Origin of the sequence: Corallococcus sp. AB032C (genome assembly GCF_003668935.1) — a bacterium.
Classification (GTDB): domain Bacteria; phylum Myxococcota; class Myxococcia; order Myxococcales; family Myxococcaceae; genus Corallococcus; species Corallococcus exiguus.
This window is the reverse complement of sequence record NZ_RAWP01000077.1, coordinates 1-23,525: the sequence shown is the minus strand read 5'-3', so window position 1 is coordinate 23,525 and position 23,525 is coordinate 1. Positions and strand designations below refer to the sequence as shown.

The 23,525-nt window shown below is 66.2% G+C and carries 17 protein-coding genes; 7 read left to right on the top strand and 10 right to left on the bottom strand.

The genetic code is table 11. From position 1 onward, the window contains the following. The first annotated feature begins 39 nt into the window (after positions 1 to 39). The 5 genes from rfbB to D7X99_RS28460 all read left to right on the top strand — a co-directional run bounded on the left by rfbB (position 40) and on the right by D7X99_RS28460 (position 4,672). Positions 40 to 1,065 (top strand): dTDP-glucose 4,6-dehydratase, encoded by a 1,026-nt coding sequence (rfbB, locus tag D7X99_RS28480; RefSeq protein WP_121780543.1) that lies wholly within the window; start codon positions 40 to 42, stop codon positions 1,063 to 1,065. A 4-nt stretch (positions 1,066 to 1,069) separates the two neighbouring features. Next, positions 1,070 to 1,969 carry an SDR family oxidoreductase gene (locus tag D7X99_RS28475; RefSeq protein WP_120565563.1) on the top strand — a complete coding sequence of 300 codons (900 nt, stop codon included), beginning with the start codon at positions 1,070 to 1,072 and terminating at the stop codon, positions 1,967 to 1,969. A 72-nt stretch (positions 1,970 to 2,041) separates the two neighbouring features. Beyond that, positions 2,042 to 2,923: a glucose-1-phosphate thymidylyltransferase RfbA gene (gene rfbA, locus D7X99_RS28470; protein ID WP_120576678.1), complete on the top strand. Its 882-nt coding sequence runs from the start codon at positions 2,042 to 2,044 to the stop codon at positions 2,921 to 2,923. Continuing rightward, entirely contained in the window at positions 2,920 to 3,465 is a 546-nt protein-coding gene (rfbC, locus tag D7X99_RS28465; RefSeq protein WP_121752054.1) for a dTDP-4-dehydrorhamnose 3,5-epimerase, read from the top strand. The genes rfbA and rfbC overlap by 4 nt, the downstream gene beginning before the upstream one ends. Positions 3,466 to 3,610: 145 nt before the next feature. Next, a complete protein-coding gene (locus D7X99_RS28460) occupies positions 3,611 to 4,672 on the top strand; it encodes a YihY/virulence factor BrkB family protein (protein ID WP_121780542.1) in 1,062 nt (353 codons plus the stop codon). A 53-nt stretch (positions 4,673 to 4,725) separates the two neighbouring features. Here the strand turns inward: D7X99_RS28460 and D7X99_RS28455 are convergent, their stop codons facing one another. The 3 genes from D7X99_RS28455 to D7X99_RS28445 are packed head-to-tail and all read right to left on the bottom strand — an operon-like array spanning position 4,726 to position 6,416. Then, positions 4,726 to 5,211 carry a hypothetical protein gene (locus D7X99_RS28455; RefSeq protein ID WP_121780541.1) on the bottom strand — a complete coding sequence of 162 codons (486 nt, stop codon included), beginning with the start codon at positions 5,209 to 5,211 and terminating at the stop codon, positions 4,726 to 4,728. A gap of 48 nt (positions 5,212 to 5,259) precedes the next feature. Next, a complete protein-coding gene (locus D7X99_RS28450; RefSeq protein WP_147476294.1) occupies positions 5,260 to 5,880 on the bottom strand; it encodes a hypothetical protein in 621 nt (206 codons plus the stop codon). A 23-nt stretch (positions 5,881 to 5,903) separates the two neighbouring features. Further along, positions 5,904 to 6,416, bottom strand: a complete 513-nt coding sequence (locus D7X99_RS28445) for a helix-turn-helix domain-containing protein (protein WP_121780539.1) — start codon at positions 6,414 to 6,416, stop codon at positions 5,904 to 5,906. Between the two features lie 91 nt (positions 6,417 to 6,507). Here D7X99_RS28445 and D7X99_RS28440 point away from each other — a divergent pair, with 91 nt between their 5' ends. After that, on the top strand, positions 6,508 to 7,167 hold the full coding sequence (locus D7X99_RS28440; RefSeq protein WP_120576684.1) for a glutathione S-transferase family protein: 660 nt from the start codon (positions 6,508 to 6,510) through the stop codon (positions 7,165 to 7,167). 7 nt (positions 7,168 to 7,174) lie between these two features. Here the strand turns inward: D7X99_RS28440 and D7X99_RS28435 are convergent, their stop codons facing one another. Beyond that, the gene (locus D7X99_RS28435) at positions 7,175 to 8,710 is read right to left on the bottom strand and encodes a serine hydrolase (RefSeq protein WP_233613798.1); all 1,536 of its coding nucleotides are present in this window, start codon (positions 8,708 to 8,710) and stop codon (positions 7,175 to 7,177) included. A 237-nt stretch (positions 8,711 to 8,947) separates the two neighbouring features. On the opposite strand from D7X99_RS28435, the gene D7X99_RS28430 reads away from it, so the two are divergent. Beyond that, a complete protein-coding gene (locus tag D7X99_RS28430) occupies positions 8,948 to 10,045 on the top strand; it encodes a serine/threonine-protein kinase (RefSeq protein ID WP_158624397.1) in 1,098 nt (365 codons plus the stop codon). Here the strand turns inward: D7X99_RS28430 and D7X99_RS28425 are convergent. From D7X99_RS28425 to D7X99_RS28395, 6 genes are all read right to left on the bottom strand, one after another. Then, the gene (locus tag D7X99_RS28425) at positions 10,032 to 11,483 is read right to left on the bottom strand and encodes a hypothetical protein (protein ID WP_147476293.1); all 1,452 of its coding nucleotides are present in this window, start codon (positions 11,481 to 11,483) and stop codon (positions 10,032 to 10,034) included. The genes D7X99_RS28430 and D7X99_RS28425 overlap by 14 nt on opposite strands. Before the next feature lie 919 nt (positions 11,484 to 12,402). Further along, positions 12,403 to 13,068, bottom strand: a complete 666-nt coding sequence (locus D7X99_RS42435) for a hypothetical protein (protein ID WP_147476292.1) — start codon at positions 13,066 to 13,068, stop codon at positions 12,403 to 12,405. A 6-nt stretch (positions 13,069 to 13,074) separates the two neighbouring features. Next, positions 13,075 to 14,805 (bottom strand): SIR2 family protein, encoded by a 1,731-nt coding sequence (locus D7X99_RS28410; RefSeq protein ID WP_121780535.1) that lies wholly within the window; start codon positions 14,803 to 14,805, stop codon positions 13,075 to 13,077. A gap of 40 nt (positions 14,806 to 14,845) precedes the next feature. Then, entirely contained in the window at positions 14,846 to 16,411 is a 1,566-nt protein-coding gene (locus D7X99_RS28405; RefSeq protein WP_121780534.1) for a DUF4041 domain-containing protein, read from the bottom strand. A 13-nt stretch (positions 16,412 to 16,424) separates the two neighbouring features. Next, positions 16,425 to 21,602: a DUF4011 domain-containing protein gene (locus tag D7X99_RS28400; RefSeq protein ID WP_121780533.1), complete on the bottom strand. Its 5,178-nt coding sequence runs from the start codon at positions 21,600 to 21,602 to the stop codon at positions 16,425 to 16,427. A 179-nt stretch (positions 21,603 to 21,781) separates the two neighbouring features. Next, complete coding sequence (locus tag D7X99_RS28395) at positions 21,782 to 23,380, bottom strand: ABC-F family ATP-binding cassette domain-containing protein (protein ID WP_121780532.1); 1,599 nt, start codon at positions 23,378 to 23,380, stop codon at positions 21,782 to 21,784. Positions 23,381 to 23,525: the final 145 nt, after the last annotated feature.

Below are 23,525 nucleotides of genomic sequence, written 5' to 3'. Positions count from 1 at the left end.
GAGGGCGCTTTCTCTCGAAGTGCGAGTGGTGGCTTGTCAATGAACGTCCTGGTGACAGGGGGCTGCGGCTTCATCGGCTCCAATCTGGTGAAGTACCTGCGCCGCGAGCGGCCTGACTGGAAGATCATCAACCTCGACAAGCTCACGTACGCGGGCAACCTCGAGACCCTCGCCGACCTGGAAGGTGACCCGAAGCACGTCTTCGTGCGCGGCGACATCGCCAACCGGGAGCTGGTGGAACACCTCATCGTCCAGCACGGCATTGACGCCGTGATGCACCTGGCGGCCGAAAGCCACGTGGACCGCTCCATCCTGGGCCCGGAGGTGTTCATCAACACCAACGTGCTGGGTACCCAGCAGCTGCTGGAAGCCTGCCGCGCCCGGGGCGTGAAGCGCTTCCTGATGGTCTCCACCGACGAGGTCTACGGCTCGCTGGGCCCCACGGGCGCCTTCACGGAGACCTCTCCGCTGCAGCCCTCCAGCCCGTACTCGGCCTCCAAGACGTCCTCGGACCTGATCGCGCTGGCCTACCACCACACGTTCAAGATGGACGTGGTGGTGACGCGCTGCTCGAACAACTACGGCCGCTACCAGTTCCCGGAGAAGCTCATCCCGCTGATGGTGGTGAACGCGCTGCACGACAAGCCGCTGCCCGTCTACGGCGACGGCGCCAACGTGCGCGACTGGCTCCACGTGGAGGACCACTGCCAGGGCCTGCTGGTGGCGCTGGAGAAGGGCCGCGCGGGCGAGGTCTACAACATCGGCGGCGGCTCCGAGCGGCGCAACATCGAGATCGTCAAGGGCATCCTGGGCCTGCTGAAGAAGCCCGAGTCGCTCATCCAGTACGTGGCGGACCGGCCGGGCCATGACCGCCGCTACGCCATCGACCCGACGAAGATCCGCACGGAGCTGGGCTACCAGCCGAAGCACACCTTCGAGCAGGGGCTGGCGGACACTGTGGCCTGGTACGTGGACAACAGCGCCTGGTGGGAGCGGGTGACCAGCGGCGCCTATCGCCAGTACTTCGACACCCAGTACAAGGCCCGTCTGCAGGGGCGGGGCTGACGCCATGCGCTTTCTCGTCACGGGAGCCAACGGCCTGGTGGGCAGCCGCGTCTGCGCGCAGCTGACCGAGCGCGGTCACGAAGTGGTGGGCCTGGGGCGCGGTCCCCGGCGCACGGGCGGCACGCACGGCTACGTGGAGGTGGATCTCACGCGCGAGCAGGACGTGGCCGCGGCCATCGCCCAGGCCCGTCCGGAGGCCATCATCCACCCCGCCTCCATGACGGAAGTGGACGCGTGTGAGAAGGACCCGGACGCGGCCTACGCGGCGAACGTCCACGCCACGGCGGCGGTGGCCCGCGCGGCGAAGCTCGCGGGCGCGCACCTGGTGCATGTCTCCACGGACTACGTCTTCGACGGAGACGCCGGGCCGTACTCCGAGGACGCGCTGCCCAACCCGCGTGGCGTGTACGCGCTGACCAAGCACATGGCCGAGCAGGCGGCGCGAGTGTTCGCGCCGGGCTGCGCCATCGCGCGCACGGCGGTGGTGTATGGCTGGCCCGCGGCGGGGCGTCCCAACTTCGGGGCGTGGTTGGTGGGGGCGCTGGAGAAGGGCCAGCCGGTGAAGCTCTTCGAGGACCAGGTGGTGTCCCCCAGCTTCGCGGACAGCGTGGCCGCCATGCTGGTGGAGCTGGGTGAGCGCCGCCTTGGTGGCGTGTGGAACACCTGCGGCGGCACGGTCATCGACCGGGTGGGCTTCGGCCGGGCGCTCTGCGAGGTGTTCGGCTTCGACGCGTCGCTGATCACGCCCACGCGCATGGCGGACCTGAAGCTGGCCAGCCCCCGTCCGCTGCGCAGCGGCCTCAAGACGGACAAGGTGCGCACGGAGCTGAAGGCCCAGCCGCTGGAGCTGGCGGAGTCACTGGCGCGCTTCCACGCGGCCTGGAAGGCGCACCGCGCCGGTTGAGCATCGCGCGCGTGGCGGCCGGGCCGCGCGCATCCGTTTCGCGGCCGCGCCGTGGAACACAGGGGAGCACGCATGAAGGGAATCATTCTGGCCGGGGGTTCGGGCACGCGCCTGTATCCACTGACGCGCGTGGTGAGCAAGCAGCTGTTGCCCGTCTACGACAAGCCGATGATCTACTACCCGCTGACGACGCTGATGCTGGCGGGCATCCGGGAGATCCTCGTCATCTCCACGCCGCAGGACCTGCCGCGCTTTCGCGAGCTGCTGGGCGACGGAGAGCAGTGGGGCATCCGCCTCCAGTACGCCGAGCAGCCGCGTCCAGAAGGCCTGGCGCAGGCGTTCGTCATCGGCCGCGACTTCGTGGGCAACGACCCCGTGTCGCTCATCCTGGGTGACAACATCTTCTACGGCCACGGCATGGGAGAGCTCACCCAGCGCGCGTCGAAGCGCACGCAGGGCGCCACGGTGTTCGGCTACTACGTGAAGGATCCGGAGCGCTACGGCGTGGTGGAGCTCAACGCCCAGCACAAGGCCGTCAGCATCGAGGAGAAGCCGACGAAGCCCAAGTCGCACTACGCCGTGACCGGTCTGTACTTCTACGACAACCAGGTCATCGACATCGCGGCGAACCTCAAGCCGGGCAAGCGCGGCGAGTACGAAATCACCGACGTCAACGCGGAGTACCTGCGCCGCGGCCAGCTCAACGTGGAGCTGATGGGACGCGGCTACGCGTGGCTGGACACCGGCACGCACGAGTCGCTGATGCAGGCATCCAACTACATCGAGATCATCGAGCGCCGTCAGGGCCTCAAGGTGGCCTGTCCGGAGGAGATCGCCTTCCGCATGGGCTACATCGACGAGCAGCGGCTGACGGCGCTGGCGGAGCCCATGCGCAAGAACGAGTACGGCCAGTACCTGTTGGACCTGGTGGAGAAGCGGGGGGCGGTGTCGTGAAGGTGACCCCGCTGGCGATTCCGGACGTCCTGCTCATCGAGCCGAAGGTGTTCGGCGACGACCGGGGCTTCTTCCTCGAGTCCTTCCACGCGAAGCGCTACGCGGACGTGGGGGTGGTCGGCCCGTTCGTGCAGGACAACCTGTCGCGCTCGGTGAAGGGCACGCTGCGAGGCCTGCACTTCCAGGAGCCGAACGCGCAGGGCAAGTTGGTGCAGTGCCTGGCGGGCGCGGTGTGGGACGTGGCGGTGGACATCCGCAAGGGGTCGCCCACGTTCGGCCGCTGGGTGGCCGCGGAGCTGACGGGCGAGAACAAGCATCAGCTCTGGGTGCCCGCGGGCCTGGCGCACGGGTTCTGCGTGGTGAGCGACTCGGCGGACTTCTTCTACAAGTGCACCGCGCTGTACTCCCCGGAGTCCGAGCAGAGCGTCGCCTGGGATGATCCAGACCTGGCCATCCCGTGGCCGGTGAAGCAGCCGCTCTTGTCGGCGAAGGATCAGCGCGCGCCCCGGTTGAAGGACGCGCCCGTGCTGCCCGTTTTCTAACGCGAAGGGCGGCCGGGCAGGCGTGGCGCGGGGGCTTGTCATTCCCCGCCCCCTGCGCGGTGAGCAGGCAGGGGGGCGAGCTGCGTCCCAGGGGAGGAAGCCAGCCGGGGGATGGAATGCCCAATCTCCTCCGAGGAGGAGACGCATGGTCCTGCCCGGCAGGGGAATGAGTTGGAAGGAGTTCTTCAAGTCCCTCAAGGATGAGTGGGGGCGCGACAACGTGGGCAACGTCGCGGGGGCGCTGACGTTCTCCGCCATCATGGCGCTGTTCCCGTTCCTGCTGTTCCTCGTGTCCCTGGCCGGTGTGCTGATTGATCCGCATCAGGCGCAGCAGCTCATCCAGGAGCTGTCGAAGGTGGCGCCCCAGGAGGTGACGAAGATCCTGGGCGAGCGGCTGGAGGCGCTGGCGAGCAGCAATCCGGTGGGGCTCTTGACGATCGGTGGCGTGGGCGCCATCTGGGCCGCCTCCGGCGGTGTGGTGGCGCTGATGGATGCGCTCAACACGGTCTACGGCGTGACGGAGAAGCGCCCGTTCTGGAAGAAGCGCGGCCTCGCGCTGCTGACGACGCTGGGGACGGCGGTGACGGTGGTGCTGGCGGCCCTCGTCGCCATCGTGACACCGGCGATCGCGAACCGGCTGGGCGAGCCGTTCACCAGCGTCGTGCTGTGGCTGCGCATGCCGGTGGCGGGCCTGCTGATGATGATGCTGCTGGCGGTGCTGTACTACGTGCTGCCGGACGTGAAGCAGAAGTTCAAGTTCATCACGCCGGGCTCGGTGGTGAGCGTGGTCATCTGGGTGATCGCCTCGTGGGGCTTCTCGAAGTACGTGGCGAACTTCGGCTCGTATGACGTGAACTACGGCGCCATCGGCGGTGTCATCGTGATGCTGCTGTGGATGCAGATCTCCTGCATGGTCGTGCTGCTGGGCGCGGAGATCAACGGCATCCTCGAGCACAAGTCGCCGGACGGGAAGGCGCCGGGGTCGCGGGATCCGGACGCGCCGGGACCGAACGTGACGAAGACGGAGGCGGAAGAGGGAGGCGCGAACCTCCCCGGCGCCACGGACTTCCGTCCGGTTCCGCCCCAGCCCCAGTACGAGAGCCGCCCGGTGGCGCTGAGCAAGACGCCGCTGGCCGCCGCGGCGAAGTGGGCCGCGGGCGTGGGCCTGGGCGTGTTCCTGATGCGCCGCAAGTCCACGGCGCGATAGGCATGGTGTTTAGCGGCGGGCGGTCCTCGAAAGGGGGCCGCCCGTTGCCATTTTCACGGCAGCGGTGACGTGACGTAGTCCGTCCCGTCGGAGTGGCAGCCGTGGCAGGTCGAGTGGGCGCGGCCGTAATAGTTCCGGGTGTAGTCAGGGCCGAAGCCCTCGTAGAAGATCCAGGTGTCCTTGCCGGGGCCTTCCTCGACCTTCACGTCCAGCGCGTGGCCTCGGAGTGTCTTCCTGTCGTCCTCGAAGAGCTCCTTCACCAGGATGCTGCCCACGGGGTGCGTGGCGTTGCCGTCGCGTAGCGAACGCGCGACGACGTCGTTGAAGAACACGCGGACCTTGCTGCCGTGGGGCGCGCGCGTGTCGTGGACCGAGGGCTCCGCGAGCCAGGAGGTGTACTCGCCCGAGCGGACGAAGGCGGTGATGCCGGTCTCGGATGTGTCGATGCCCTGGACGACGCCGAGGCCCTCGTCCACGGAGGAGGAGGGACCACAGGCGGAGGCGAACAGGACCAGGAGGGGCAGTGCGTGGGCGCGCATGCCCAGGACTACGCCAGGGGCGCGGAGGCGGTTACAGCAGGGCCCGGCTCATTGCGGCGCGTAGTTGTGGCTCAGGTCGAAGACGAGCGTCTTCACGATGGGCGGGATGGAGAGCTCGATGCGGCCCAGGTTCAGGTCCGCGCGGGTGACCTGGTAGGAGAGGCCGCCGAACTCGTCATCGAAGGTGAAGTCGTCGTTGTCGAAGATGGAGATTTCGAGCGGGTAGCGCAGCAGGTTGGACGTGATGACCTGGCAGCCGCCGGAGCGCCATTCGGGGTCCCAGCTCTCGTCCTCCTCGGTGCGGGAGCGCTCGGGAGCGCCGGGACACTTCATCTCCACGACGACGTCCGGAGGAGAGCCGTCGGAGTCCCAGTCCTCGCCCGTATCCGGGTCGACGTCCGCGATGGTGGCGTACCGAGGCTGGATATAGGTGCGCATCACGCCCACGTAGCAGGTGTGCTGGTCGAGCCGGCAGACGCTGCCCTCCGCGCAGGGTTCACAGGCGCTGCCATTGGGGCCGCATTCCGAGTCGCTCCGGAACGAGATGCACTCATTGAACGAGGAGCAGCAGCCGTCCGCGCAGTTCTCCGGGGTGCAGTCGTAGGGACCGCAGGCGGGGAGCCACAGCGCGCACATCAGGACGAACATCCACCAGCCGATGACTTTCATGAGCGCGGTGAACGCTACCCGCTTCAGGTCCGTCCGTCCCGAGCGTTGCGAGCGACGGCCTTCTCGTAGGCGGCCTGAAGCTCGCGGAACACCGAGCGGGAAGGGCGCGGCGCGTCCAGGTGCAGGTGGCGCAGCTCCTCCATGAACGCGTTCCAGAGGGACGGGCCGCCCATCTCCAGCAGCTCCGCGCGCACCGACAGCTCCTCGCTCACCTGCGTGTGCCGGCGGCCCCAGGCACCCATGTGCGCGAGCAGGGGCACCAGTTGGATGGACGCCTCCGTGAGGCTGTAGATGCCTTTCTGCTGGTGGTTCGGATCCGGGCGTCGCGACAGCAGGCCGGACGCAGTCAGGCGCTTCAGCCGGTCCGCGAGGATGTTGGAGGCGATGCCTTCCTCGCTCTGGGAGAGCAGGTCGCCGTAGCTGCGCCGGTTCCCGAACATGACGTCGCGGATGACGATCAGGCTCCAACGGTCGCCGAGCTGTTCGAGCGTCAGGTTGATGGGGCAGCCGGAGCGCCCTGTCTGCGGCATGGCCATGCTCCTGGGGTTTCTGCTTGCAGTATGCAAGTGGTGCAAATACGGTTCAACCCATTGTGAAACGCAAGTGGTCGAATGGAGAGGTCCGACGATGTCGCTCGCGGTCTACGGTCACTATTTCTCTTCGTACACGCAGAAGGTGCTCATCGCGCTGTACGAGAACGGCACGCCCTTCGAGTTTCGAAGCATCAGCCCGGAGACACCGGAGCATTCAGCCGAATGGCTGCGCCGCTGGCCGCTGCGCAAGTTCCCGCTGCTGGTGGACGGCGAGCGTAACGTCGTCGAGACGAGCATCATCATCGAGTACCTCCAGCTGAAGCATCCCGGGCCGGTGCGCCTGTTGCCCGAGGACCCGATGGTCGCGCTGGACGTGCGGTTCCTCGACCGCTTCTTCGACCTGCACGTCATGAACATGGTCCAGCACGCCGTGGACGGGGCGTTGACGGGGGACCCGGTGAAGCGCCAGGACGGGATGAAGATGGCGGTGGAGAAGCTGGAGCGCGCCTACGGTTGGATTGAAGGGCAGCTCGGGGGCAGGACCTGGGCCGCGGGCAACGACTTCACGCTGGCGGACTGTGCGGCAGCGCCGTCGCTGTTCTACGCGGATTGGACGCACCGGATTCCCGAGTCGTGTCCCCAGCTGCGCGCCTATCGCGCGAGGTTGCTCGCGCGTCCGTCGGTCGCCCGGGCTGTGGATGGCGGGAGGCCGTACCGCCCCCTCTTCCCGCTGGGAGCGCCGGACCGGGATTGAGAGTGGGTCAAGGCCGCGGGGGCGTGGAGGCCGCGGCCATGATGTACCGGGGCAGGAGTTCCTCGCGGAACTTCCGCCAGAGGGCGACGTGGTTGTAGTTGCCCGCGGTGAACAGCACGACGAGGTCCAGCTCGGGAACGACCATCACCAGCTGGCCACCGTTGCCGCTGGCTTCGTACTGTGAATACACGCGGTCGCCGACGCGCAGTTCATGGCGCCACCACGTGTAGCCATAGGTCCGTCCGTCCGGCATCGTCGCCTGGTTCGCGACGGAGCGTTCGACCCAGCGCTGGCTGACCACGCGCTTCCCGTTCCAAGTGCCACCAGAGAGGTAGAGCTGCCCGAGCTTCAGGGCATCGCGAGGGCGCATGTAGATGCCGCCGCCCAGGTACTGCTCGCCGTCGGGCATGAGGTCGACGTGGTAGCCGCGCATCTGGAGGGGGGTGGCGACGTTCTGGGTGAAGAACTCGGGGATCCAGGTGCGGGTGGTGTTGCGGAGGACGCCGCCCAGCAGGTTGATGTTCGCGGAGCAGTACACGGCCTTCCCGCCGCCGGGAGCACGGACCATGGGGAGGTCCAGCGTGTACTTGTACCAATCCGGCACGGAGTCCTCGAGCCGGTCCTCGTTGCCGGGTGAGTCCGGATTGTCGTCGTCACAGGCCAGGCCCGTCGCCATGGTCATCAAGTGCGCGACGGTGAGCTTGCGCTTGCGCGCGTCCAGGTTGGAGAGCTTGCCCTTGTACTCGGGGAAGAGGGACGCGACGGGCGTGTCCACGGAGAAGGCCGCACCCTGGTCCAGGGCAATGCCAATCAGCAGGGGCGCGTAGGACTTGGAGGAGGAGCGCAGGTCGTGAGGACGCTCCTTGTCGAAGCCCTGGAAATACTCTTCGACGATGAGCTTTCCGTGGCGCGCGATGAGCAGGCCCTGGATGGCGGGCACTGACTCCGGGCTCGGCTCCTGGTCGAGGATGCGCTGCACGAGGTTCTGGAGCGGTTGGACGTCCATGCCGACGTCGGCGGGGGAGGCCGTGGTCCAGCCGTCGTCCTCCGCGATGGGCTGCTGGTAGGCGTAGGGGCCGGGAGCGGGCGTGCGGGAGTAGAGGCCCACGGCCTGTGACCGGTCCCGGCGGGTGAAGTCAAACGTCGTGTCGAAGGGAGGGTAGGGGAGGGACAGCCGACCGGACTGCGCGTCGAACGTGCCTTCGATCTGGGTGGTGCCCGTGGTGGCCGTGAGCCGGACCGTGCGGTCCTGGAGCTCCACGCGGAACAGCATCCGGTTGCCGAAGTTCCGCTCCGGATTGCGGATGAACGCTGTCACGGAGCCATCAGGCTGCTTCTTGACGACGAGGTACAGCGAGAACCGGTCCTCCAGCGGCGTCACGGTGCCGCGCCAGACACCCGGCTGAAGTGTTCGCAGTTCCACCGGACTGGCGAACTTCATTCCGCTCATGAGCACGCGCGGCTGGATCCAGTGACCGGTGATGCTCTGCCCGTTCTCAGCCAACGTCGCTCGGAGTTCGCCTCCTGGGAAGACGACGGACACCTTCAGACTCTGAACCCGGGCAGGAACATCGAATCCGGCGATGCGCGCGCGCCAGGTGTTCCCTTCCCGAACCAGCGTCAGTTCGCCTCGGACTTGAGGACCCAGGACGCGCTCACTGCCCCAGCTGCCCACCAATTGCTCGGCTGGAATGGAAACAGCGCCGACATGGACAGGGAGCAGCGCCAGCAGAAGCCCAAGGAAGCGGTAGCGGGTCATGGTCTGCTATTCATACGTCTCGTGACATCCCATGTCGGCAAATACCAGCGCATCCGCCTGCTCACCGAAGGCATCATCGAGGATCATCTGGCCAAGACCGCGGGCCCGCAGGGCGTCGATAAGACGCTGGTGCTCCAGTGCCTCCGCTCGGACATGGCCGAGCAGGTGGATTTCCCGGAGATGTTCCTCGACACGGCGAGGGACGCCGCCCAGCTCACGCACCCGCACCTCGCGAAGGTCTTCGACGTCGGTGAGGCGGACGGCACGTACTTCCTCGCCAGGGAGCACATCGATGGGCCTGGTCTGCGCAGGGTGATCAAGCACGTGGCGGCCGAGCGGATGACCCTGCCGGCGACCCTGTGCGCGCGCATCATCTCGCAAGCCTGCGAGGGGCTCGCCTATGCCCACGACCTCACCGACCCTGAGACGAACCAGCCGCTGCGGCTCATCCACCGCTGCGTCCGGCCGTACAACATCCTCCTGTCGCGCCAGGGGATGGCCAAGGTGGTGGACTTCGGCATCGACCACTTCCGGGTCCGGTGGGCCCCCCAGCACCACATCCCCGACATGAGCAAGTACCGGTACATGGCGCCCGAAGAGATCATGGGCGTGTCGGTGGACCGGCGGGTGGACGTCTACGCGCTGGGTCTGGTGCTCTACGAACTGCTCACCACGCGCAGGCCCTTTGAATCCACGTCCGACTGGGACTTGTTTCGGGCCGTCGTATCCGAGCCCATCGTGCCCGCCGAGCAGCACCGGCCGGACCTGCCCGATGCCCTTCGAGCCATCCTCGCTCGGGCGCTCGCGAAGGATCTCGATGAGCGCTATCCGGACTGCCACGCGTTCCGGAAGGACCTGGAGGATTTCATCCGCTCGGTGGGTGAGCCCGTGACCCCGCGGCAGTTGGCCCAGCTCGTCCAGCAGGTCTCTCCGAGCGACGACCCGACCGTCATCGCCCCGGCTCCGGACGGTCCGGAGAGCCAGGCCCGGCCCCGCGTGGGACGAGGCTGGATCCTCTTGGCGGCAGTCGGCCTGGCGGTCCTGCTCGGAGGCGGCGCCCTGCTCTGGAAGATGGGCGCCGCGCCAGAACCCGGGAAGGTTCGCGCTACTCCACCGTGAGCAGGAGCTGGGCAGATGCTGGATGGCCCGTCACCGCGAGGACGCGAGACTCCTCTTGGGTCTGCCACTGCCACTCTTTGCCCTGCGACTGCCAGGAGCATGGCTCGACGGTGATGGTCAGCGGTCCTGAGCCCTCGCCCCGGGGCTTGAAGCTCACCTCCAGCTCCGCGGTGACCCCTCCCTCCAGACCGGCGGTAACGCCCACAACGTTCACGCGGTGCTCCTCCACCATCGGGAGCGGCTGGCCGCGATACCGCACGCTCACGTCCACCACGCGAGCGCCGACGAGCACCCCGGACACCCGGACCCGCACCGCCTCGCACGCGGTCCCGTCATTGCGAACCACCGCCCGCCATGTCTCGGTCACGGGCGCGGACACGGTCAGCGGCGCAGAGGTGTGCTCGGTCCAGTGGATCGCGGGCGTTTTGTAGCCCACGTGCATGAGCGGCGAGCCCGGGCTCACCGGACGGTTCGAGGCGTTGAGGCGCAAGGGGTGTCCGGGCTCGGCGGTGAGCAGGAAGAGCGCGTCACTGTCCTCGGGGCCCACCCACCACCGGTCAGGCCCCGCGGGTGTCACGGACACGAAGTGGGGCCACTCCCCCACGAGCGTCTCGAGCACCTGGAGCCCGGGCAGGGACACCAGGAGGATCTTGTCCTGGACGAAGAGGAGCGCCCGGTCCGCGTCGAGGACGCACACCCCGGCACCGCCCCAGGTCAGTTCATCATCCTCATCGTCCTCATCATCCTGAGCCGGGATGGAGCCGAGCAGGGTGCCGTCGAGCGCGAAGTGGAGGAGCACCGTCTGCCGGTAGTTGATGACGAGCAGGAGAAGCACGCCGTGGGGAGTGGCCAGGACACGCCAGATGTCCTGCTCATGGCCCGGCTCCAACTGGAGCGCACCCTCTGGCTGAGCCGCCCCCGGGCGGAGTACGCAGACGCGGCCCCGGCCTTTCTCCACGACGGTGATGCCAAAGGGGCTCGTGTCGAGGAACGCCCCATCGGGGGACTGACGGTGGGGGTGCCCCTCGCTATATCCGTACCCGTGCCTGGCGGACACTGGCTTGGGCAAGGTCATGGGTTCCCATCGCTGCCCGGATCCATCGGTCGTGAAGAGGGTGGTCAGCTTGAGGGAGCCGTCCACCACCGTTCCGATGAGCCGGTCCCTATCGGTGGTGAGATCGAAGCACTCCCGCGGAAAGGCCTGGACGGGAGCGCTCGCGCCGTCCCCCACGGAGAAGACACGCCGATCCCCGCACCCCACCCAGACGCCCGTCGCCTCGTCGAGCGCGGCGAGCACCACGGGCGCGGACGGAGGATTCGGCACGTCTCCACTGGCCTCCCGGCGCACGCCTTCGGCTCCGTGGAAGACGATGAGCCGATGCGGCCTGAGATCGAACAGCCACTGTCCACGGGCCAGAAGACGGCGTCTCGGATACATGGCCCTGCATCATACCTACTTCATGTCGCTGATGAGCACGCGCGGCTGGATCCAGTGCCTGATGATGCTCTGGCTATTCTCTGCAAGCGTGGCTCGAAGCTTGCCCCCGTCACCGGGAAAGAAGACGAATACCTTGCGTCGACCCGGGCCGGAACGTCGAATCCCACGATGCTTGTGTGCCAGGAGTTCCCTTCCCGCACCAGCGTCAGTTTCCCCCGGATTTGAGGTCCGAGGATGTGCTCACTACCTCAGATTCCGACCAACTGCTCCGCGGACATGGGGACAGCGCCGACGTGAAGGGGGGCGCAGCACCAGCAAGAGCAGGAAGAGTCTGACGAACGAGGAGCAGGAATGAATCATACGCTGGGAAGCCACATGGCCCAGTTCATTCGTCCATGCTCTTGGGATGCTCTACTTATGATAGCAGTTGGTTCCTCGCTGAGGACTCACCTGCGGCTCTTCATTCAGAATGGTGTGTCCGTCGAAGTACACCAAGCACGTCGTCCTGTCCATGCGTTGAACCGACGTGACACGCGCTTCGGCACAAACAAGCGGTCTTGAGGCGCCGTAGCCACACCTGTGGAATCGAACCTGTTCTCCGTTGCGTAAGGCCGCTTCACAGAGGTGCCCAATCTCAGTCGTCGTTGAGATGAACTTGACCCTGTTCGCGTCAATCCACTCGTTCATCCAAGTGCGATTCGGGTCGTCTTCGTGGTGGACAACCAAATGGAGCATGGGTTTCTCAATCTGAGTTCTTCTGGCCATGGGGGATATTGTAATGCCACTGAGGGCTGAAAACCCCAATCCCTCGAAGGGGGGATGGACAGTTCTGCGAAAACGCCACCTCGCTTCCGGAGAATAGGAAGCGGGCGGCGTGGGCACTGCCTGGAGCCTTGGAACCTGCGCTCTTGGCTCCGACCTATTCGGCGTAGTAGGTGGTGATCTGGAAGGCCACGGAGGGCAGCGCACCGGAACCCGTGAACTCCAGGACGCCACGGTCAATGTCGGCTCGGGTTATCTGGTACTGCGCCGACGCAATCGGGTCGTCAAAGAAGGCGTCAACGTCGATGACGCTGAACTGGATGGGGGCCGAAAGCAGATCGGTACTCAGGACGTCGCATGACCCCTTCACCCAGGTGGGAGTGAAGCTTTCAACTTCCTCCGAGGGGGAAACGGCGGGCTGCGCGTTGGGGCAGGACAGGTTGATCACGACATCCGGCGGCGAGCCATCAACATCCCAGTCACTGTTGTCAGCAGGATCCTGCGGTGCGATCGTGGCGCGCAGGGGCTGGATCTTCGTGCGAATGGTGGGCGTGTAGCACTGCTGCTGTGATGGATGGCAGATGGTCCCGGTCGCGCACTTCGTGCATTTGGTGCCGGTGACTCCGCATGCGTCGTTGGTACGAACTTCGACGCACTTGTTCGTGGTCGGATCGCAGCAGCCTCCGCAGTTCGCCAAAGTACAAATTTCTTCGAGTGGCGGGTCTTCCGTGATGGGTCCTGGGCTGAAGTCCTCGGGCCCACAGCCCGCAAGCAAGAGAACCGACGTCAGGCCAAGAAAGAGGATTCGATTATTGAGTGTCATTGATTGTTAGTTGAGATGGAGAACCAACACGCGGGCGCTTTTGTCCATGCGAACTTCAGCGGTGGCCATCCGAGTCACAGGAATGCTCGCCACCTGCGCCCTTCTGTTGCTGGGCGTGGGGGTGATGACGATGGGCGCAGGGTTTGGATATCCCAGGGCCGTGATGGTTGGGGCATCCGCGTAGCCCACGAGGTACAGGGATCCATCCGAGAGGGCGCGATGAAGCTCGATTCCCTCTTGGATGGGGCCGTAGATGGGAGTGTTCGCGCTGTAGGTGGGCACAGCGCTCATCGGCACAAATGCGTAGCGCCCCCGGGGAAGTTGCGAAACGCGAGCCCCGCGTTCGGCGTCCGAAGCGGCCACGACCTGGTGTTGCTGGCGCACGCCTCTGAGCGTGCTCGCGGGTACCGCGACCGGAGCAGTTGTCGTCGGGGGCGGCGGCTGGACAGGTCTCAGATTGCGCGGAGTCTGAACGACAAAGACGTCATTGCTGACGCCTTTGCTCGGGGATGGCCAGACCGCTGCCATGCCGCCAGCAAACAGCGCGGCAGCTGCAAAGGGCAGGATTCTCCTGGAGCCTGATTTCGGAGGGCTGCCCGTGCTGTCCGTCTTCGGAACGGAAGGGGAGGTGGTACGGTCCGACGCGGAGGGCACAGGCTCGGGTGGCTTCGCCGCACCTGAGGGGGGCGAGGTCGCCGGCCCAGGGGCTCTGCTGGTCGAGGCGATTGGGATGGATGGCGGCGGTGGCTGTCGGACTGTGCCTGGAGAGGCCGGTTGCGGGGCAATTGACTCGCCAAACTGCCTTCGCAGCTCAGGAAAGAACTCGTGGCAGTTGATTCCGCTATAGCAGCGAAGTCCCTTGTTGCCCCGCAGGTTGGGAACCTTGTCGAAGAGGTTCCGATAGCGGGCCTCAACTACGGCGTCATCTTCCTTATTGTAAAACGCCCAGAGGATATCGACGTCCTTGTGACGGTCGCCGTCAATGGTTGCGAGCGTCTGCGTGAAGACGTCGGCCCATCCGCCATACCCGACGACAACCAGGGTGTGGTCTTGAAGAATCTGTATGAGTTCCGCGACAACGCTTTTGCGCTCGCGAGCAATCTGCACGCTGGTGTGTAACGTTCGGGATTGATGCCAGTAACCGTGGAGATGAATGATGTGTGTTGAACTGGAGGACAGAGTTGTGTGTCCGAAGGGGCTGTCGTCGACCACGATGGTGCGATGGGGATCTCCGCCAGCCATCTTGATTGAGGCGGAAATGAGCGGATCGAAGTTTGTGGTCAAGACAGGACCAAACTTATCGGCCTTGCTCACCAGCAGTTTGCCAAGGTGTTCCGTCGCAGGCGGCAGCGCCCATCCTTTATAATCCTGATCAAGCTGGTCGTCAGTTGCCGTGCCATCCCGTTGACGATCCAGCCGTGCGCGGAGGACAGCCTCTCTCACAACCCTCTCGGCGATTTTTTTGTCTCCAACGCCTTGCACGAAATGCATGGCCCATTGATATGCATTGCTCTTGATGTGAGCTCGCTCTGAATCGAATCTCGCTTGAAATTGGGCTGGAACGTGCTCGCGGATTAGCTCCAGCATCGCATTCACCCCAGGGACCTGGGGGGCGTCAGCTCTTTCCTGCATCGACAAAGGGGAGCCCACCAAAAACGCGATCTTCCGAGTTTGAGAGGCGGTAATGACGGCGTTCGGGAGCGCATCCGCAGGATGCAGAAACTGGTCGGGACTCATCGGGAGCTGAACGCTACCAGAAGTGCAAGCCGGTCAGAATTCATGCGGCTCGCTCACCTGGTCGACCTTGCTCCTCCTCTTGGAGCGCCAACGTCTTGCGGTACTCCGCCGCCTCCGCGAGCTGGGTCAGCTCGAACTCTCCGTGATGCTTGCGCACGGCTTCCGCGATTTCCTCGAGGCCCACGCGGAAGAACTCCTTGCGCTCGTTGATACGGTTGACGCGTCGGTTCGCGAAGGCCTTGTGCAGTGCATTTTCCAGGGCCGGGGCATCCGAGGTCCGGATGATGGCGTGGACGTCGAACTCGAAGGGCACGGATGCATCCCCCAGTTCGTCGATGCGGTCCTGCGGCACGAGCCTTCTCGTCATTCCCAGTTTGTACACGCCGTCCCCGAAGGAGCCGATGTTGGAGATGACGTAGACGTGCCCTGTCCGCGTGAGCTGTGCCTGGGAGATGGCCCGCTGCTTCTCCAGGTCTTCGGCCACCCGGCGCTCCAGCTCCGCGATGCGTTCCAGCAATTTCTGCTGCTCGGAGCCCTTGGCCTGCTCGTAGTCCGCCTTCGCCTTCGCCAGGGCGTCGGCGTCGCGCTTCGACTCGCGCTCTGCTTCCAGCTTCGCCTTCTCCAGTTCACGCTGGGCGGCCTCCTCCTCTCGCATCTGCTCCCGGATGCGGCGCTGTTCATCCCGCTCCTGTTGCACCTTCTCCGAGTACTCATACGCGAGCATCAGCTCCTCGACCTTGAGCTTGACGTAGCGCCTGGCGATGACGCACTGCTGGATCTCCGCGAGGCCATTGATGGCGGCAGCCGCCTTCTCGATGCGCGTCTCCATGGCCTTCACGTTCTTGTACGACACTTTCGCGACGCACGCGTCCGCCTCGCCATTGAAGGCGCGCAGCATCAGCTTCAGGGTCCGGTCAGTCTGCTTCTTGCCCTCCGCCTTGCTGCCATTGACCTCCCATTGGATGGAGCACGTGGCGGCTTCCTTGCTCTTCAATAGCTGCTTCTGGGATTCGCGGATCCGCTCCAGGCGCTCCTCGTATTCCTTTACGGAAGAGAGGGCGTACACCGGCTTGTAGAAGCCAAAGGAGAGCAGGACCTCCTCTTCCTCCAGTGCCTTCAATTCGGCCTTCAATCGGGCGATGCCTGACTCCAGGCTGCTTCGCTCGGTGTTCGCCTGCTTTCGCCGCGCCTCCGCTTCCTCCATGGCGCGCGTCGCGCTCTGGGTCGTCTTGGCCGTCTCCTCGCGAATCCTGCCCAACTCCGCCTTCGCCCGGCCCTGTTCGGCCGCGATGGCTTGCTCCACGTCCGCCTTGGCCCGGGCGAGCTGGGTTTCCACCCGCTTCTGCTCCGCCGCCAGCGCGCTGTCCGCCTCGCTCCTGGCTTTCGCCAGCTCATCGCGGACCCGCTTCTGGTCCGCGGCCATCGCGGCGTCCGCGTCCGTGCGGGCCTTCGTCAGCTCCTCGGCGACCCGGCGCCGTTCGGCCTCCAGGTCCAGGATGGGCTTGAAGCGCTCCTGCACCGCCTTGAGCCGGCTTCGCGCCTGGAGCCACAGCCCCAGGAGCAGCAGGCCCAGCACACCCAGGCCAATGGCAATGATCGTGGTCATGGTTGTCTCCTGTTCAGGCGCTGACGGCGCGCAACTGATTCTCCGCCGCGGGCTCCTCGCGCACCACTGCTGGTAGCTCCGCTGCCGCCTCGTCCCGCAGCAGCGCTTCCACGTGCGCGACGATCCGGGCGACCTCTTCCGACGGCGAGCGGAACCAGTCCGTGGACCAGATGCGGTGGAGCTTCCACCCCAGCCCCTTCAGCACCTGATCCCGAAGGCGGTCGCGGTCCCGCGCGGAGCGCGACGAGTGATAGCGCTCGCCATCACACTCCACCCCCAGGATGTAACGGCCAGGGTGATGGGGATGCCGGATGGCCAGGTCGATGAAGTACCCCGCGACGCCCACCTGCGGGACGACCTCGTAGTTCCGCGCCGCGAGCGCCTTCGCCACCGCGACCTCGAAGTCCGAATCGGGTGGACGGCCGCTCCCAACCCCATGCGCCACGACCGAGCCCTGGGCTTCCAGCAGGTAACGCTGGAGGACCCGCATCCCCCGTGGACTGCTCTCCTGCACCTTGAGGTCCGACGGGTCGAACGACGCGAACACCGTCAGCGCGCACCGCGCTCGCGTGAAGAGGACGTTCAGGCGCCGGTAGCCGTCCGCCTGGTTGATGGGACCGAAGTTCTTCCGGAAGCGGCTCTCCCTGTCTGGACCGAAGGTCACGGACACGAAGATGGCGTCGCGTTCGTCACCCTGGACGTTCTCCAGGTTCTTCACGTCGAACGGGGAGGGCGTCTTCGCCCACTTCGCCAGGAAGGCCCTGAGCGCGTCGTCTGTCTTCTCCTCCGCTGTCACCAGGTCGTCGATGAGGTCACGCTGCTTTGAGTTCAGCGTGACGACCAGCAGGCTTTGATCGGCGCGTGTCCTTGCATGCTGCTTGACCACTGCCAGGACCTCGCGAGCCTCGGGCTCGTTGCGGTTGGCTTCGTACAGGCCCTTCTCCACCCGATGGAAACGGACGCCCAGTCCCTCCAGGTGCTGTCCCGGCGCGGGAAAGACGATGAGGTCCCCGTTGTAGAACTCCCGGTTGCTGAACGAGATGAGCGCGGGATGCCGGGAGCGGTAGTGCCAGCGAAGCATCCGCATGGGGAAGCGCTGGGCCGCGGCGACGAGGATGCTCTCCGACTCATCCAACAGGGAGGGGCCGCGCGCCTCCTCCTGACCGGCGTCATCGCTCGCGCCGTCGTCGTCCTGCTCCAACTGCGCGAAGAAGCTCGTAGGGGGAAGCTGTTCCGGATCTCCCACCACGACCAGCTGACTACCCCGGGCAATGGCTCCCAGCGCGTCCTCGGGGCGAAGCTGGCTGGCTTCGTCCATCACCACCAGGTCGAATCGCAGGAGTCCGGGAGGCAGATACTGCGAGACCGATTGCGGCCCCATCATGAAGCAAGGCATCAGTGCCTGGAGCGCCTTGCCCGCGCGCTGCACCAGTTCGCGGATGGAGACATGGCGCTGCTTCTTACCAAGCTCGTGCTCGATGAGCTGGACCTCCGTCAGGCCCGCCACCTTTTGCGAGTGGACTCCCTGTGGCACCGGACGACGGCTGAGCTGGTGGGCCAGGTTCGGGCCCTGCTGCTTGATGGACTGCTCGTCCAGCCTCGCGAAGTCCTCTCGCTGCGCCGCGTGCACGGCCCCGGAGAACCGGTCGAGCTCGGGTTGGTCCCGCAGCAGGGCTTCCGCCAGGGAGCGGAAGAAGACCGCGTCGAAGGCCGCGAGCACCTTCGACGTGGCAAGGGAAGGCCGGGTATCGATGCGCTCCAGGAACGCGGCGGTGCCGCGCAGTCGCGCGACCGCGTGACGCTGACGTTGATACGCGGCCCAGCCGGGGAGGGTGGAGGCACGTCCCTGTGCCCGTTGCAGCCGCTTCACGGTGGCCGTCAGCGGCGTTTCAGAGGCGGCATCCTCCCAGGTTCCCGGCGCCATCTGACCCAGGCTCCAGACCCGGGCCGCCGCCTCCTGGTACGCTTGGAGCCGCGCTTCCACGTCGCGAGCGGAGGCGGCCAGCTCCGCCTGACGCCGGGCCGTGGCCTCCAGGAGAAGCCAGGCCGCGATCCCCTCCGGCAGAGGTGCCGCGAGCACGTCATCGGCGTAGCGCAAGGTCGTCCTCGGCCCGGCGGTCGGCGTCTTCCGGCCCTGATACACCGGGCCCAGCAATGCCGCGGCGGCTGCATGATCCGCCAGCCGGTCCGCGGCTTCACAGGCTTGCCGCACGGCATGCACCTGCGACTGGAGCCGGGACAGCGGCAGTGACGGTGGCACATCCCCCTTGCGTGCCCACGCAAGCACTTCGCCCAGGTGACGCAGAAGCGCGTCCACGCTGTCCTGGGCCTTCGCCGCGGGCTCGGTGCCCCAGGGCGCGTTCCGCAAGTTCAGGCGGTTCGCGGCTTCCTGCAGGATGGTGCAGACCTCACGGGCTTGGGACCAGGCTTCACCACGAGCACGCGCCTTGAGCAGTACGTCGCGCCACGGACTCGCGGGCAGCTCCAGGACCGCTTGGGCCAGCGCGGGCCTCATCGCGTGTAGCAGGGGCTCCGCCTTCCGATAGGCATCCACCCACGCGATGAGTCGGTCGAAGCGGGTGTTGGTTCCCTGGAAGCGAGTCCCCAGCAGCGCCTTGAGCGATGCGTCCTCCTGGAACCGCTCACGGGCCGCGTGGTGGGCCAGCAGGTCGTTATACGCCTGGATCAAGATGGGCCGCGTTGGCCGGACGCCATGCGCCATGGCCTGGAAGTCGCGCCGTGCGGACCGCCAGGCGCCAGAGAGCCACGGGATGAAGGGCGCGGTCGCGACCGCGACGGCGTGGGCCTTCAACACCTCCAGGGAAGGAACAAGCTCGGGCATGAAGCGGACCGAGAGTGCACGCGCCTGCTCTTTCAGCTCCGCGCAGGTCGTCGCCGCGGCCCTGATCACCTCTTCCGCTTCCCGGGTGACCCATCGGGCTTCGCGCCACTCCAGGGCTCCGTCGTCGAGATCCGCCACCACCTCCACGACCCGGGCGAGCGTCTGGATCTCCGTCGGCGTCAGGGCGCCTTCAAGTCCCAGGGCGGGGGCAATTGCTTCCGCGAAGCCACGGCCCGCCGCCACGGCCAGCGCGGCTTTTTCCACGGCTTCGTGAGCCCGTACCACGCTCAACAGCGTGGTCTCGGGCGTGAAGAGGCGCAGACAGGTGTCCAGCACCGCCTCCGCGCCGCACAGGGCCGTCGAGGACAGCTCCTCCCGCGAACGCCAGCTGTCCCCCAGCGCGGCCCACTGGTTCTGGACCGAATCAACGGCGTCCAGGAGCGCGCGCAGCCCTTCACGATGGGTGGCGTCGAGCAAGGCAGCAAGCAGCCCCGGCGGCGTCGCGGCTGGCGGCTCTGGCAGCAGCCGCACCGCGGACACCAGCGCATCCGCGGCGAGCGCGCTGTCGCGAAGGCTCACGCCCGTGAGCGGCGTAAAGGCTTCCAGGCCCTTCTTCAGGTGCAGTGCGGCTTCTTCCCAACGGGCGACGTGCTCGAGGAGCGTCTGACAATCCCGTTCGGACAGCTGCGGGCTGGTGACGCCAAACCACGGGTGGTCGAAGGGAAGGGGAGCAATGCGGCGGACGTCTTCCAGCTGCGCCGCGAGCTTGCGCACCGATTCACGCAGGTCCTCCAGGGCTTCTGATGACAAGCGCTCCGTCGACTCGATCCGGATGCCCTCCAGCTCCGCGAGCGCGTCCCCCAACTCCGTCTCGGCCCGGCTGACCCTCCAGAAGATGTCGTGAGGCGTCAGGCCGAGTGCCCCGGCCGGTTGGTGCAGCCGTTCGGTATGGGCGCGCAGGACGCCAATGGCACTCGTGACCTGGGATACAAGTGGGCCTGTGGAAGCAGCGGCGTGACGCTGCTTCATCCGCCGACGCAGGTCGTCCATGAACTGCTGCTTCTGGGTCTTGTGGCTGTGCAGCTCCAGGCAGAAGTCCCCCAGCCCCGCATGCTGGAGGCGCCGGGAGACGACCTCGAGCGCCGCGAGCTTCTGGGTGACGAAGAGCACGGTCTTGCCCGCAGCCAGCGCCGCGCCGATGAGGTTGGTGATGGTCTGGGATTTGCCCGTGCCAGGCGGGCCCTGCACCACCAGGCTCTCCCCGCGCAACACGTCCACCAACACGCTGTGCTGGCTGCTGTCCGCGTCCGTGATGAGCGGGGGCAACTCCGCGGCGAGCGCGGGTGAGTCCAGGTCGTAGATCTCGTGCCGGCGATGCGCGAAGGACGGTGTTCCTCTTTCGGTGGCCTCGGGTGCGTCGCGTGCACCCAGCAGTGTCCGGACCTGGGGGCTGGTCAGCAGCGGGCTCGCCTCCGGCCATCGGCCTGGCTCCAGGTCCCGCCACATGAGCAACCGTCCAAACGACAGCAGCGTCAGCGTCACCTGCCGCTCCAGGGCCCATCCCGGGCGAAGGCTCGCGAGCAGCGCGTTCACCTTCGCGAAGTACGCTTCCAATCCCTCGTCGGCATCGAACGCGGGCAGGGCGATACCGAACTCCTGCTTCAACTTCTCGTGAAGCGTGAGGTTCAGCTCGATGGCCTCGCCCTCGTTGTAGTCCACGTCGTAGGCGTGGAGCTGGGTCCTCGGGTCGGGAGGGCCGCGCTTGAGGCTCACCGGCATGAGCACCAGGGGCGCGCTGCGGGGTTTCTCCCGCTGGGTGTCACCCGCCTCGAACCAACGCAGGAACCCGAAGACGAGGTGGAGCAGGTTCGCCCCCGTCTCCTGGATGGCCGTCTGCGCGAGGCCGTGGAGGCGGTGCAGGTGGGCCTCCAGCTCCTCTGGAAAGAAGAGGGTCTGGAGGTGGCGGTCCTGATGCTTCCTGGGGGTGGACGCCTCTTCCGGGAATGCTGGCGGCAGATCGAACCGGATGTCGATGCCCAGGCGTTCAGCTTCCTGGATCGCCAACCGCTGCCGGGAGACGCCAAGCGGCTCGACGGCCGTCATTGTCAGCACCCCGGGTCCGGCTTCCTTCGCGGGGGGCTCCCGGATCGGCTCGGGGACCGGCAGGAACGTGAGCGCGCGGTGATTACTCAAACGCTCGAAGATGACGCCGGGCAGTTCGTCCACCAGCCGCAGCGACGTCCGCGCCGTGTGCCTGAAGTGCAGCAGCCGGTTGGATGCACTCAGGTCCAGGAGTCGCGTGCGTTGCCGTTCAAGCTCCTTCAGCAGGACCGGGTCGTGCGGATTCATGGATGCGTGCCCCTCCCCGGGTCGTCACGCAAAAGGGCGACCTGGCACCGCAGGTTCTGGCCTATTCCCCGCGACAAGTGCATCCCTCGTGAGGGTGATTGACACCCGCACGAAAACGCCGCCTCGCTTCCGGAAGACCGGAAACGGGCGGCGTCGGCACTGCCTGAAGGAGCGAAGGACTACCGGCGCTTGAGCGCCGCGTCCGCGTGCTTCTCCCTGAACTCCGAATACGGGCCGTTGAAGTCGAGCACTTCCTTGCCCGCCTCCAGGCTCCAGATGCGGGTCGCGACCTCGGAGATGAGCTCCTGGTCGTGCGTCACGCAGATGACCGTGCCGTCGAACTTGGACAGGCCTTCCGCCAGCGCCGCGATGGACTCCAGGTCCAGGTGGTTCGTCGGCTCGTCGAGGATCAGCACGTTGTCCTGCGTGATCATCAGCTTGGACAACAGCACGCGCACCGTCTCACCACCGGAGAGCGTGTCCGTCGCCTTCATCCGCTCCTCACCCGAGAAGAGCATCCGGCCCAACACGCCTGAAATCTCCTCGTTCGTCAGCTTCTCGCTGATCTCCCGCAGGTAGCCGAAGCACGTCGTGCCCTTGTGGATGACGCCGTGGTGGTCCTGCGGCAGGTAGCCCACCGTCGCCTGGTGGCCCCAGGTGATGGTCCCCGCGTCCGGCTCCAGCTGGTTGGCCAGCATCTTCACCAGCGTGGACTTGCCCACGGCGTTGCGGCCAATCACGCAGATGCGCTCGCCCTTGCAGACCAGGCCCGTGAACGGCTTGATGACCGGCACCCCGTCGAAGGACTTCTTCAGGCCCTCGAACATCAGCGTCTGACGACCGCTGATCACCTTCTGGTCGAACCGGATGAACGGCCGCGCGATGTTCGAGCGCTTCAGGTCCTCCGTCTTCAGCTTGTCGATCTGCTTGATGCGGCTCTGCACCTGCGACGCTCGCGTACCGGCGTGGAAGCGCGCCACGAAGTCCTGCAGCTGGGCGATCTTCTTCTTCTTCTCTTCCGTCTCGGACTCGACCCGGGTGCGCAGCTGCGACTTCTGCCGGACCATGTCGTCGTAACCACCCGTGTACTGGATGATGGTCTCGTAATCGATGTCCGCGATGTGCGTGCAGATGGAGTTCAGGAAGTGCCGGTCGTGGCTGATGGTGATCAGCACGCCCTCGTACACATGGAGGAAGTTCTCCAGCCAGCGGATGGAGTCGATATCCAGGTTGTTCGTGGGCTCGTCGAGCAGCAGCCCCTCCGGCTTGCCGAACAGCGCCTGCGCGAGCAGCACTCGCAGCTTCAGGCCGCCCGTCAGCTGGCGCATGGGCTCTTCGTGGAAGGACTCCTCGATGCCAAGGCCTGCCAGCAGCGTGGCCGCGTCGCTCTCCGCCGAGTAGCCGTCCTCTTCCGCGATGACGCCTTCCAGCTCACCCAGCCGGTTGCCGTCCTCCTCGGTGATGTCGGACTTGGCCAGCAGCTTGTTCTTCTCGTCCATCGCCGCCCACAGGTGGCGGTTGCCCATCAGCACCACGTCGATGACGCGGTCGCTCTCGTAGCGGAAGTGGTCCTGGCGCAGGATGCCCAGCTTCCGCGGGCGGATGATGTCGCCCATGTCCTGCTCCTCGTCTCCCGCGAGGATCTTCATGAACGTGGACTTGCCGGCCCCGTTCGGACCGGTCAGGCCGTAGCGGCGGCCCGGCGAGAAGGCGACGTTGACCTCCTCGAACAGCTTCTTGGGCCCATAGGCCTTGGAGACGTTGATGACGTTGAACATGGCGGCGGCTTGTAACGGAAATGGCGCGGCGACCCAAGACGCGCGGTAAATCGAAGCCCGGCGGCGTACCGGAGGACCCAATGTAACCGCCGGACCGCCCCGGAAATGCCGCCTTCCCACCGGGTTTCCATCCCCCCAGCCACCC